The organism is Nocardia sienata NBRC 100364, from assembly GCF_001613205.1.
In the GTDB taxonomy this organism is placed as follows: Bacteria; Actinomycetota; Actinomycetes; order Mycobacteriales; family Mycobacteriaceae; genus Nocardia; species Nocardia sienata.
Window position 1 is genome coordinate 37,736 of the sequence record NZ_BDBX01000005.1, and the last position, 11,523, is coordinate 49,258.

Below are 11,523 nucleotides of genomic sequence, written 5' to 3' on the forward strand. Positions count from 1 at the left end.
CTCCGGTTCCTCAGAAATCCAATAGATGATTTTCTGAAGTGGAATAGAGGAGATCTATGACATCCGAGGTGGACCTCAACCTGGTCCGGACATTCGTCCTGCTCTACGAGACACGCAGCGTCACGGCCGCGGCAGATCTGCTGGGCGTGACCCAGCCGACCGTCAGTTACGGCCTGGGCAAATTGCGTAGGCGGCTCGACGACGAACTGTTCGTCCGCGGGCCCGGCGGTCTTATCCCCACCTCGGAATCCGAACGGCTCTACCCCCCATTGCGCGCCGCACTGGCGGAGGTCACCGAAACACTGGGCGCGACCACGGACTTCGACCCCGGACGGCCCACCCGCTTCACCCTCGGACTCTCGGATCTGGGTGAGGTGACGGTGCTGCCGCTGGTATTGGCCGAGCTGGCGGCCCAGGCCCCGCGGGCCGGCCTGCGGGTCCAGGCGTTCGAGATGGACACCGCGACCGATCGGCTGGCCCGCGGCGAGATGGACGCCATCGTGGCCAGCCCGGTCCTCGATTCGCCCCGGCTGCGGCGGACACCGCTGTTCACCGAGGGATACGCGGGTATGGTCGCCGCCGATCATCCCCGGCTGCACACCGGCACACCGACACACGCCGACCTCGAGCGGGAGCGGCATGTGGTGGTGGACGGCGGTAGCGGTCATCTGGGTCCGCGCCGGGCACTGGTCGAACATCGACTGGAGAGCCGCATCGCGGTCCGGGTCACCCGGTTCGCGACACTTCCGTACGTGGTGCAGGACAGCGAACTCGTCGCGATCGTCCCGGAGCGGGTCGCCCGCGCGCTGGCCCGGACCCATTCGGTGCGGATCTTCGCGCTGCCCTGGTCCATCGAACCGGTCGAGGTGGCGGCCTACACGCGGCACGCGCCCGGACGCAGCACTGCTCAGCGCTTCTTCCTGGAGGTGATCCGGACGGCCATGGACAAGCTGCCGGCCCTGTGAGCAGGCCGAAATCACGGCATCGCCCTCAGCCGACCCGTTCGACCAGTGCGTCGTCGACCTCGACGGCCGCCCCCGTGGCCGCCCGGACCTCGGCGACAGTGACCCCGGGCGCGGTTTCCACCAGCACCAGCCCACGCTCGGTCACGTCGAGCACGGCCATATCGGTGACGATCCGGTCCACACAGCCCAGCCCGGTCAGCGGCAGGGTGCACTCTTCGACGATCTTGGGCTCCCCCGACCGCGAGACATGGTCCATCATCACGATCACCCGCCGGGCGCCGTGCACCAGATCCATGGCGCCGCCCATCCCCTTGACCATCTTGCCCGGAATCATCCAGTTGGCCAGATCGCCGCGGGCGCTGACCTGCATGGCCCCCAGCACCGCCACGTCGACCTGACCGCCACGGATCATGCCGAAAGACTGCGCGGAATCGAAGAACGAGGCGCCGGGCAGCACGGTGATGGTTTCCTTGCCGGCATTGATCAGTTCGGGATCCAGTTCGTCCTCGGTCGGATACGGGCCCACCCCGAGGACACCGTTCTCCGAATGCAGCACGACGGTGATATCGCCGGGCAGATAGTTGGGCACCAGCGTCGGCATGCCGATGCCGAGGTTGACGTACTGGCCGTCTTCGAGTTCGGCGGCGACCCGGGCCGCCATCTGTTCGCGGGTCAGCGTCATGCGCGCACCGTCCTGTTCTCGATTCCTACTTCGACCTTGCCGACGGGTACGACCCGCTGGACCTGGATCCCCGGGGTGTGCACCTGATCGGGGTCCAGTTCGCCGGGTTCGACCAGGTGCTCGACCTGAGCGATGGTGATCCGGCCCGCCGCGGCCGCGGGCGGGTTGAAGTTGCGGGCGCTGGCGCGATAGACGAGGTTGCCGTGGCGGTCGCCCTTCCAGGCGTGGACCAGCGCGTAGTCGGTGACGATCCCCCGCTCGAGCACATAGGTGACCCCGTCGAATACCCGGGTCTCCTTCGGCGGGGAGGCCACCGCGATGCCACCCGCGCCGTCGTAGCGCAGCGGCAGGCCACCCTCGGCGACCTGGGTGCCGACACCGGCCGGGGTGAAGAAGGCCGGAATACCTGCGCCTCCGGCCCGCATCCGCTCGGCGAGGGTGCCCTGCGGGGTCAGCTCGACCTCGAGTTCGCCGGACAGGTACTGGCGGGCGAATTCTTCGTTGGCGCCGACGTAGGAGCTGATGGTGCGGCGAATGCGGTGGGCCGCGAGCAGCACGCCGAGACCGAAGCCGTTGGTGCCGCAGTTGTTGCTGACGACCTCCAGATCGGTGGCGCCCTGGTCGAGCAGCGCGTTGATCAGTATTTCCGGGATCCCGACCAGCCCGAATCCGCCGACAGCCAGGGAAGAGCCGTCGGGGATATCGGCGACCGCTTCGGCGGCTGTGGCAATGACTTTGTCCATCACGCGCTCCACAGTAGCCAGAATTGTGCGGAATGTGAACTCATGTGCGTATAGTGAACCTCGCACACGGTCATTGATCCGGCCCGAGCCGGGTTCTATGCTGTTCGCATCCCGTAGCAATGTCCACATCCCGAACGCGAGGTCGCGCGCATGCTCCAACTGCCCCCGCGGTACCGCGGTATCGACAAGGACGAGGAAGCACCGCTCGACTTCGCCGATTACCGCACCACCGCCCTCCGCCACCCGAAACAGCCGCTGATCCTGCTCCCCCAGCGACTCGGCGAGCTCACCGGTCCGGTGCTCGGCGAAGGCCGGATCACCGAGGCGGACGCCGACCTGACGCTCGCCCGCGGCGGCGAGGCGATCGGGCAGCGCATCGTCGTCCACGGGCGGGTCCTCGACAGCGACCGCAAACCGGTACCGAACACACTGGTCGAGGTCTGGCAGGCCAATGCGGCCGGCCGCTACCGGCACCAGGGCGACCAGTGGCCGGCCCCGCTGGACCCGCATTTCGACGGCGTCGGCCGGGTACTCACCGACAGCGACGGACACTACTCGTTCACCACGATCAAGCCGGGCATCTATCCGTGGCGCAACCACCACAATGCGTGGCGCCCCGCCCATATCCATTTCTCGCTGTTCGGGCGTGCCTTCACCCAGCGCCTGGTGACCCAGATGTATTTTCCGGACGACCCGATGTTCTTCCAGGACCCGATCTACAACTCGGTCCCCGACGGCGCCCGCCAGCGCATGGTGAGCGCATTCGACTACGAGGCCACCACCGACAACTGGGCGGTGGGCTACCGGTTCGACATCGTGCTGCGCGGCCGCGACGCGACCCCGTTCGAGGAGGACGACGACCACGATGAATGACACCGATTTCGCCCCCCGCTATCCGGTGACCACCGGCGATGTCACCACGGTGGAGTTCGGCCCCACCCCGTCACAGACCGTGGGCCCCTTCCTCCATATCGGACTCCCGTGGCCGGACGGTCCCGACGTGGTCGCCCCCGGCACGGACGGCGCCATCACCGTCACAGTGACGGTGAGCGACGGGGCCCGGACCCCGGTCGCGGACGCGCTCGTGGAGGTCTGGCAGGCCAATCGCGACGGCGTATTCGAGCATCCGGACGACGCGCGCCCGCAGACCGACCCCGCTTTCCGCGGTTTCGGCCGCTGCCCCGCCGACGCGACCGGTACAGTCCGGTTCACCACGGTGAAACCCGGAGCCCTCACCGGCGGCGACGGGGAAATCGAAGCGCCGCATCTGAACGTGTCGATTTTCGCGCGCGGCATGCTCAACCGGCTGGTCACCCGGCTCTACTTCGCCGACGAAGAGTCCGCCAACGCCGCCGATCCCGTCCTGGCCGCGCTGCCGGCGACCCAGCGGAACAAGCTGATCGCCCGAGCCACCGCCGAGGGTTACCACCTCGACATCGTCGTACAGGACGCCGATCCGGACGGTGCCGAGACGCCGTTCTTCCACTTCTAGGAGGATCCGAGTGCCGCGTGGAGAGCTGTTCGATCCGCTTTTCGGGGCGGCCGAGCTCGGCGCCACCCTGTCCGACCGCGCCTGGATCACCGCACTGATCCAGGTCGAGTGCGCGCTGGCCCGCGCCCAGGCCGCCACCGGGGTGCTCGACGAGGAATACGCGAACGCCATCGACGCGGCCGGACCGGAGTTGGCCGGACGACTGGGCCCGGAGCAGCTCGGCGGTGCCGCGGTGGCCGGCGGTAACCCGGTCATTCCGCTCGTCGGTGAACTGCGCCGGGCCTGCGCGGCGGCGAACGTGCCACCGGCGGCCGTCCACAAGGGCGCCACCAGCCAGGACATCCTCGACAACGCCCTGTTGCTGCTGGCCCAGCGGGCCGGGACGCTGATCGTGGACGACCTGCGCGGCGCGGCGGACTCCGCCGCGACCCTGGCGCGCGACCACCGGGACACTCCGATGGCCGCGCGCACTCTCGGTCAGCAAGCGCTACCCACCACCTTCGGTGCGCTGGCGGCCGGCTGGTGCGTCGCACTCGACCGGGCGGCGGGCTCGGTCACCGCCGCGCTGGCCGACCTGCCGGTCCAGTTCGGCGGTGCCGCGGGAACCCTCGCCGCGCTGTACCCGCACGGTCCGGCGGTCGCCGCCGCGCTCGCGGCGGAATTGGGGCTGGCGCCGCAGCGGGTGCCATGGCACACCGACCGCACACCCCTCGCCGAACTCGCCACCGCCCTGGGCGTGGCCGCCGGTGCGGTGAGCAAGATCGCCACCGATATCGTGACGCTGTCCGCGACCGAAATCGGCGAGGTGAGCGAGGATTCGCCCGGCGGTTCGTCGGCGATGCCCCATAAGCGGAACTCGGTGGCCGCGATCACCGCGCGCGCCGCGGCCCGGCGCGTCCCCGGGCTGGTCGCGACCGCGCTCGGCGCGATGGACCACGAAATGCAGCGGGCCGCCGGAGCCTGGCACGCCGAATGGGAAACCGTCACCGACCTGCTCCGCCTGACCGGCGGCGCCGCCCACCGGCTGGCCCAGAGCCTGGCCGGGCTGCGAGTCGATCCCGCGGCGATGTCGCGCAATCTCGCGGTCACCGGCGGGTTGCTGCTGGCCGAGCGGGTGACCGCGGCACTGTCCGAACACACCGAGCGGGCGCGCGAGATCGTCACCGCCGCGGCCACTGCCGACCCGCCGGCGTTGCACAACGACCCCGCGATAGTCGAATACCTGGGCGCGGAACGGGTTCGGGAACTGCTGAACCCCGCCGGATATCTGGGCCACGCGGCAGATTTCGTCACGCGGGTGCTCGACGAACGCGGTGACCAGCTCGGCAGCCCGGCAGCCCCCGAGGCCGCCGGGCCACCGTGACCCGGATACGCGACGAAGAACAAACAGAACGGAACAGGTGATATGGCGTCGACCGCAGCGGATCCAACCATGGGCGTCGAACTTTCCTACCGGGCTTTCGGCCCAACCGGTGACGCGCCGACCGTCGTTCTGCTGGGCTCGCTCGGTTCGGACCGGTCGATGTGGGACCCGCAGATCGTCGCGCTGGCCGCCGGCCACGAGGTACTCGCCGTCGAGCTGCGCGGACACGGCGAATCACCTTCTCCGGCAGGCGATTACACCATCGCCGAGCTCGCCGGGGACGTACTGGCGCTGCTGGACCGGCTGGGCCGCGACGCGGTGCACCTGGTCGGGTTGTCGCTCGGCGGTGCCGTCGCCCAGCGGATCGCCGCCTACCATCCCACCCGGGTCCACACTCTGACCCTGCTCTGCACCGCAGCGAAATTCGGTACCCCGCAGACGTGGCTGGACCGGGCCGCCGCGGTACGCGCCGAGGGCACCGGATCTCTCGCCGAGGCCGTAGTGGGCCGCTGGTTCACCACCGGCCTGGCCGCCCGTGACCCCGAACTCGTCGCCCGCAGCCGGGCCATGGTCGCCGCCACGCCGGACGAGGGCTATGCCGCCTGCTGTGTCGCCCTCGCGCACTGGGACGGACGCCCCGATCTCGCCCGGATCACCGCACCCACCCTGGTGATCGCCGGTGCCCAGGACCCGGCCACCACACCCGGCGATATGCGCCACCTCGCCGAGGGGATCGCGAATTCCGTACTGCACGTGCTCGATCCCGCCGCGCACCTGGCCAATGTCGAACAGGCCGGGCAGGTGTCGGCGCTGATCACCACGCATATCGCCGGGCGGCGCGAACGCGCCACGGCATTCGAGCAGGGGATGCGGATGCGGCGTGCGGTGCTCGGGGACGCCCATGTCGACCGCGCCGTGGCCGGGACCACCGAATTCACCGAGCCCTTCCAGGATTTCATCACCCGCACCGCCTGGGGCGATGTCTGGAGCCGGCCCGGCCTGGATCAGCACACCCGGCGGCTGCTCACCCTCGCCGTGCTCACCGCCGTGGGCAACACCCACGAGCTCGATATGCACATCCGCGCGGCCCTGCGGGCCGGACTCGAGCCGGCCGAGCTCGCCGAGGTGTTCCTGCACACCGCGGTCTACGCGGGTGTGCCGAACAGTAACCTCGCCTTCGGACTCGGCAAGGCGGCACTGGCCGACGGTGTCGGGTCCCGCCCGGCCGACGACACCGCGGCCGGACCCGCCGACGAGGAAATACATCGACCATGACCGAACCCTCACCGGACTACGTGCAATCGCTGGGCCGCGGCCTCGCCGTGATCCGATCCTTCGACGCCCACCATCCCCGGCGCACCCTCAGCGAGGTCGCCAAGGCCACCGACCTGACCCGGGCGACCGCGCGCCGCTTCCTGCTGACCCTGGTGGAACTGGGATACGTACGCACCGACGGCTCGCTGTTCTGGCTCACCCCCCGCGTACTGGAACTCGGCTACAGCTATCTGTCGAGTCTGAGCCTGCCCGAGGTCGCCGGGCCTCATCTCGAGAGCCTGGCCAACCAGGTGCACGAGTCGACCTCGGTCTCCATTCTCGACGGAGAGGACATCGTCTACGTGGCCCGCGTACCGGTGAGCCGCATCATGACCGTCTCGATCACCATCGGTACCCGCTTCCCCGCCTACAGCACCTCGATGGGCCGGGTACTGCTGGCCGGGCTCTCCGAGGCGGCATTCGAGGAGTACCTCGCGAAGGTGACCCTCACCCCGCTCACCGACCGCACCGTTCTCACCGCCGACGAGCTGCGCGAACAGGTGCGCCGCACCAGGGAATCCGGCTACTGCCTGGTCGACCAGGAACTCGAGCAGGGGTTGCGCTCGATGGCGGCCCCCATCCGCGACCACACCGGCACGGTGTGCGCCGCGGTGAACATCTCCACCCACGCCGCCCGCTACACCGCCGAGAGCGTCCGGGCCGACCTGCTGCCCCCGCTGCTGGCCACGGCCGCGGCCATCACTACCGATCTCGCGCAGGTCCAGAACCGCGCCTGAATACGACGAAGGAATACCATGATCGACGCCGTCATCTGCGAACCCTTACGCACCCCGGTGGGCCGGTTCGGCGGGGTGTTCAAAGATGTCGCCCCGGAGACCCTGGCCGCCACCTTGATCACCGAACTCCTCGACCGCACGGGTCTGTCCGCGGACCAGATCGACGACGTCGTCCTCGGCCAGGCCTCCCCCAACGGCGAGGCACCGGCAATCGGCCGGGTCGCGGCGCTGGACGCGGGGCTGGGGGTCGAGGTGCCCGGCCTACAGGTCGATCGGCGCTGCGGCTCTGGACTGCAGGCCGTCCTGCAGGCGTGTATGCAGGTCGCCACCGGCGGCAGCGACCTGGTGCTGGCCGGCGGTACAGAATCCATGAGCCGGGCGGAGTTCTACGCCACCGATATGCGCTGGGGCGTCAAGGGCGACGGTCTCGCCTTGAACGACCGGCTGGCCCGGGCGCGGGTGAGCGCGGGAGGCAGCAATTTTCCGGTTCCGGGCGGCATGATCGAAACCGCGGAGAACCTGCGCGCCGAATACTCCATCGGCCGCGCCGAACAGGACGCACTCGCGGCGCAGTCGCACCAGCGGGCCGTAGCCGCCCAGCGGGCCGGCCGCTTCGCCGACGAGATCGTCGGGGTGGCGGTGCCGCAGCGCAAATCGGATCCGATCCTGGTCGACACCGACGAACACCCACGCGCCGACACCACCGTGGAAGCCCTGGCGAGACTGCGTCCGATCCGCGGTGGTGTCGATCCCGACGCCACGGTGACCGCCGGTAACGCCAGTGGACAGAACGACGGCGCCGCGCTCTGTATCGTCACCACCACGGCCCGCGCCCGTGCCCTGGGCCTGCGGCCGCTCGCTCGCCTCGCCTCCTGGGCCGTCGCCGGAGTACCGCCCCGCACCATGGGCATCGGCCCGGTTCCCGCGACCGAAAAGGCATTGGCCCGATTGGATCTCACGCTCGACGATATGTCGGTCATCGAGCTCAACGAGGCCTTCGCCGCGCAGACCCTCGCGGTCCTGCGCAACTGGAAGATCGAGCCCGACGACGAACGCCTCAACCCCAACGGTTCGGGTATCTCACTGGGCCACCCGGTGGGCGCCACCGGAGCCCGCATCCTCGCCACCCTGCTGCGCGAACTGGACCGCCGCGAGGCCCGCTACGGTCTGGAAACCATGTGTATCGGCGGTGGGCAGGGACTGGCGGCCGTCTTCGAACGAATCGCCTAGGAGAACCGGACAGGTAGCACCGAAGGGATCGCCGACCGCAGTCCCGCGTGTCTGCCCGGCCGCCGCGTGAACACACCGTATTCTGCGCCCGACCAGGCTTTATCCGGCTTCACTCGAGCGGGAGGCAGGCATGGCGGGCGAAATAGAACGCGGCCGGGATCGGGCCGCGGCATTCCGGTGGCGCCCGAGCGCGCCCGCGGCCGTGGTCGCCTGCCGGAGCACCGGCCGCTGAGCCCCGCGGGCCGGGCGGCGGTCCCGGCGCCGATGCTCGCCACCTCGGGCCGCCCGCCGGACGACCCGGACTGGGCGGTGGAGATGAAATGGGACGGGGTCCGCGCCATCGTGATCTGCTCGGGGACCGACTACCGCCTCTACAGCCGCAACCTCCGCGAGATCACCGGCTCCTATCCCGACCTGGTCACCGCCCTGGCCGATCACCTCGGTGGCCGGGACCTGGTGCTCGACGGTGAGATCATCGCCCAGACCCCCGCCGGCGTGCCGTCGTTCCGGTTGCTGCAGCGCCGTATGCACGTGGCGCGGCCGGGCCGGGCGCTGATCAGTGCGGTGCCGGTGCAGTTGTTCGCCTTCGACATCCTCACCGACGCCGGTGCGGACGTGACCGGCCTGACCTACCTCGACCGTCGCGAACGCCTCCAGGCGCTCACACTGGACACCGCTCCGTTGCAGACCCCGCCGTACTGGGTGGACGTACCGGCCGACCGGTTGCTCACCGTGGCGCGGGACAACGGGCTGGAAGGGATCGTCTCCAAACGCCTCGACTCGACCTACCATCCCGGCCGTCGCTCGCGGTCCTGGATCAAGACCCCGATCCGCAAGACCACCGAGGCCGTCGTGGCCGGCTGGACTGCCGGCACGGGCTCGGCGGGCGCGACATTCGGTTCGCTGATCCTCGCCGCCCACGACGCCGACGGGCGGTTGGTGCACATCGGCAATGTGGGTACCGGATTCACGACGGCCGCGCGCCGGGCGCTGCGGGCCCGCCTCGATGAGATCGCCCGTCCCGACGCGTTGTTCCCACTGACTCCCGGACGATTCGGCCGGCCCGGGACCCCGCACTGGGTGGATCCGGTGCTCGTCGGCGATATCGAATACCGCGAGTACACCGGGGAAGGTCTGCGGCATCCGAGCTGGCGGGGGCTACGCAACGACAAGACCCCCGACGAAGTGCAAGTGCCTTTATAGTGACTCGCCTGCCGTACGAATATCGGAGCCTTGCCCATGGTGTGGCAGGTGATTGCGCCCGTACCCGGGGGAGGCAGCGGCCGCTCTATCGCCGCCATCCGCATTGCAACGCAGGCACGGTGGCACCCGCGGTGTCTCCCGGTACATCCTCTGGGTATGAGTACGCAGCCGCCCGCCGACCCCGAGGTTCCCGGCGCGCCCGAAAATTCCTGCACGCACGACGACAACACGGGCCCGCGGCTGCTCTACGCGGTCCGGCACGGCCAGAGCACCATCAATGCCGGTGTCCGGCCCGCGACCCCTGCCGAAGCCGACGATATGGTCATCGAACTGACCGACCTCGGGAAACGCCAGGCAGCCGCGCTCGGACGGTGGGCTGCCGCGCTACCGCCCGAGCAATTCCCGGATATTGTCCTGTGCTCACCGTATCGGCGGGCGGTACAGACCTGGCAACTCGCGGAAGCCGAACTCCGGGCGGCAGGCGTCGCACTGCCCTGCCGGGTGACCGACCCACGCCTGTACGACAGGTTCCGCGGCACATTGGCACATATTCCCGTCTCGGAGGTCCGGGAGCGATACCCCGAGCAATACGCGGCCGAACAGGCCGACCCGCTCGGCTACCGGCCGCCCGGCGGCGAATCCTTCCACGATGTCGCCGCTCGGATGACGGGGGTGCTCGACCGTATCGCCGCCGATACCCGGCACCGGCGGGTACTGATCGTCGCGCACGACGCGGTCATCCTGCTGCTGCGCCGGTTGCTCGAGCACCTCGACGACACCGGGACACTCGCCGTCGCCGCCCAGGGGCTGGCCGGTAATGCCTCGGTCACCGCGTGGGCGTGGGAGGCCGGCGACTATCGCCTGCTGTGCTACGACCGCCGCGAGCATCTCCCACCACCATGACCACGCGGGGGTCGAGCGGACGGCCTCGGGTTGTCCCGGGGGCGCGGCATTGTTACTGTCCGTCTCGTACACGTTCTCAGGGCGGGGTGGAATTCCCCACCGGCGGTCATGGCATCCGGTCGGAGCCGGTGCACGAGCCCGCGAGCGCCACGGTGTCCTCGGACGCCGTGGGTCGAGCAGATTCCGGTGTGAGCCCGGAGCCGACGGTCACAGTCCGGATGAAAGAGAACGCGGCACCGGAGTGCCCGCTCGCGGGTGGCCCCTGTTCGCGTCGTCATGCCCTGGGTGACACAGCGAGCAGGAGGAACAGAATGTCACCCACACCGAACCGCATCGCACTCGTCGCCGCCCGGTGGCACGCCGATATCGTCGACCGGGCCGTCACGGCCTGCCGCACCGGGCTCACCGAGCGCGGCTTCGTCGATATCGATGTGTTCGAAGTCCCCGGCGCCTTCGAAATCCCCCTACGTGTAAAACAATTGGCCACGACCGGCCGATACACGGGTATCGCCGGCTGTGCCCTGGTGGTGGACGGCGGTATCTACCGCCACGACTTCGTGGCGGCGACCGTGGTGGACGCGCTGATGCGGATACAGCTCGACACCGATGTACCGGTCTTCTCGGCGGTCCTGACCCCGCATCACTTCCACGAACACGCCGAGCATCTGGAGTACTTCACCCGCCACTTCGAGCTCAAGGGCGCGGAACTGGCCGCCGCTATCGCGGCCACGGTGAGCGCGGCCCCGATCCCTGTCTGACCCCGAACGCCGCCGGGTGGCCCGGCCCCCGGCGGCGTTCCGGTCACGGATCGGCGTATCTCAGAGCTGCGAACCACCACCTGCGCCGCCGCCTTCCCGACGCTCACGTCCGGACACAACACCTGGACTGGGA

12 protein-coding genes and 1 riboswitch are annotated in these 11,523 nt (G+C 69.6%); of the genes, 10 read left to right on the forward strand and 2 right to left on the reverse strand.

Annotated features, from left to right (window positions below; genetic code table 11):
- Nucleotides 1-56 precede the first annotated feature (56 nt).
- Entirely contained in the window at nt 57-965 is a 909-nt protein-coding gene (locus NS4_RS05845) for a LysR family transcriptional regulator (RefSeq protein WP_063058475.1), read from the forward strand.
- A 25-nt stretch (nt 966-990) separates the two neighbouring features.
- Here NS4_RS05845 and NS4_RS05850 read toward each other — a convergent pair whose 3' ends face one another.
- Together NS4_RS05850 and NS4_RS05855 are read right to left on the reverse strand one after the other, a co-directional pair.
- Complete coding sequence (locus NS4_RS05850) at nt 991-1,647, reverse strand: CoA transferase subunit B (RefSeq protein ID WP_063058476.1); 657 nt, start codon at nt 1,645-1,647, stop codon at nt 991-993.
- Nucleotides 1,644-2,390: a CoA transferase subunit A gene (locus tag NS4_RS05855; protein WP_063034781.1), complete on the reverse strand. Its 747-nt coding sequence runs from the start codon at nt 2,388-2,390 to the stop codon at nt 1,644-1,646. The genes NS4_RS05850 and NS4_RS05855 overlap by 4 nt, the downstream gene beginning before the upstream one ends.
- A 150-nt stretch (nt 2,391-2,540) precedes the next feature.
- Here NS4_RS05855 and pcaH point away from each other — a divergent pair, with 150 nt between their 5' ends.
- The 9 genes from pcaH (at nt 2,541) to NS4_RS05900 (ending at nt 11,390) form a co-directional block, all read left to right on the forward strand.
- The gene (gene pcaH / locus NS4_RS05860; RefSeq protein WP_063058477.1) at nt 2,541-3,263 is read left to right on the forward strand and encodes a protocatechuate 3,4-dioxygenase subunit beta; all 723 of its coding nucleotides are present in this window, start codon (nt 2,541-2,543) and stop codon (nt 3,261-3,263) included.
- Nucleotides 3,256-3,882 carry a protocatechuate 3,4-dioxygenase subunit alpha gene (pcaG, locus tag NS4_RS05865; RefSeq protein WP_063058478.1) on the forward strand — a complete coding sequence of 209 codons (627 nt, stop codon included), beginning with the start codon at nt 3,256-3,258 and terminating at the stop codon, nt 3,880-3,882. Before pcaH ends, pcaG begins: the two co-directional genes overlap by 8 nt.
- A 4-nt stretch (nt 3,883-3,886) precedes the next feature.
- On the forward strand, nt 3,887-5,245 hold the full coding sequence (locus NS4_RS05870) for a lyase family protein (RefSeq protein ID WP_157105924.1): 1,359 nt from the start codon (nt 3,887-3,889) through the stop codon (nt 5,243-5,245).
- A 69-nt stretch (nt 5,246-5,314) separates the two neighbouring features.
- Entirely contained in the window at nt 5,315-6,520 is a 1,206-nt protein-coding gene (gene pcaDC, locus NS4_RS05875; RefSeq protein ID WP_063058480.1) for a bifunctional 3-oxoadipate enol-lactonase/4-carboxymuconolactone decarboxylase PcaDC, read from the forward strand.
- Nucleotides 6,517-7,296, forward strand: a complete 780-nt coding sequence (locus NS4_RS05880; protein ID WP_063058481.1) for an IclR family transcriptional regulator — start codon at nt 6,517-6,519, stop codon at nt 7,294-7,296. The genes pcaDC and NS4_RS05880 overlap by 4 nt, the downstream gene beginning before the upstream one ends.
- An 18-nt stretch (nt 7,297-7,314) precedes the next feature.
- Nucleotides 7,315-8,526: an acetyl-CoA C-acetyltransferase gene (locus NS4_RS05885; RefSeq protein WP_063058482.1), complete on the forward strand. Its 1,212-nt coding sequence runs from the start codon at nt 7,315-7,317 to the stop codon at nt 8,524-8,526.
- A 177-nt stretch (nt 8,527-8,703) separates the two neighbouring features.
- Complete coding sequence (gene ligD / locus NS4_RS05890) at nt 8,704-9,729, forward strand: non-homologous end-joining DNA ligase (protein WP_439955760.1); 1,026 nt, start codon at nt 8,704-8,706, stop codon at nt 9,727-9,729.
- Between the two features lie 156 nt (nt 9,730-9,885).
- Nucleotides 9,886-10,632 (forward strand): histidine phosphatase family protein, encoded by a 747-nt coding sequence (locus tag NS4_RS05895; RefSeq protein WP_063058483.1) that lies wholly within the window; start codon nt 9,886-9,888, stop codon nt 10,630-10,632.
- 68 nt (nt 10,633-10,700) lie between these two features.
- Nucleotides 10,701-10,866, forward strand: a riboswitch (FMN riboswitch).
- Nucleotides 10,867-10,943: 77 nt separating this feature from the next.
- Nucleotides 10,944-11,390, forward strand: coding sequence for a 6,7-dimethyl-8-ribityllumazine synthase (locus tag NS4_RS05900; RefSeq protein ID WP_063058484.1), 447 nt, complete (start codon nt 10,944-10,946; stop codon nt 11,388-11,390).
- Nucleotides 11,391-11,523 lie beyond the last annotated feature (133 nt).

Bases quoted from the DNA above. Each gene is read 5' to 3' on its own strand.
- NS4_RS05900 (WP_063058484.1), top strand. From the start codon at position 10,944: ATGTCACCCACACCGAACCGCATCGCACTCGTCGCCGCCCGGTGGCAC.
- pcaG (WP_063058478.1), top strand. From the start codon at position 3,256: ATGAATGACACCGATTTCGCCCCCCGCTATCCGGTGACCACCGGCGAT.
- NS4_RS05845 (WP_063058475.1), top strand. From the start codon at position 57: ATGACATCCGAGGTGGACCTCAACCTGGTCCGGACATTCGTCCTGCTC.
- NS4_RS05880 (WP_063058481.1), top strand. From the start codon at position 6,517: ATGACCGAACCCTCACCGGACTACGTGCAATCGCTGGGCCGCGGCCTC.
- NS4_RS05895 (WP_063058483.1), top strand. From the start codon at position 9,886: ATGAGTACGCAGCCGCCCGCCGACCCCGAGGTTCCCGGCGCGCCCGAA.
- NS4_RS05885 (WP_063058482.1), top strand. From the start codon at position 7,315: ATGATCGACGCCGTCATCTGCGAACCCTTACGCACCCCGGTGGGCCGG.
- pcaH (WP_063058477.1), top strand. From the start codon at position 2,541: ATGCTCCAACTGCCCCCGCGGTACCGCGGTATCGACAAGGACGAGGAA.
- NS4_RS05855 (WP_063034781.1), bottom strand. From the start codon at position 2,390: ATGGACAAAGTCATTGCCACAGCCGCCGAAGCGGTCGCCGATATCCCC.
- pcaDC (WP_063058480.1), top strand. From the start codon at position 5,315: ATGGGCGTCGAACTTTCCTACCGGGCTTTCGGCCCAACCGGTGACGCG.
- NS4_RS05850 (WP_063058476.1), bottom strand. From the start codon at position 1,647: ATGACGCTGACCCGCGAACAGATGGCGGCCCGGGTCGCCGCCGAACTC.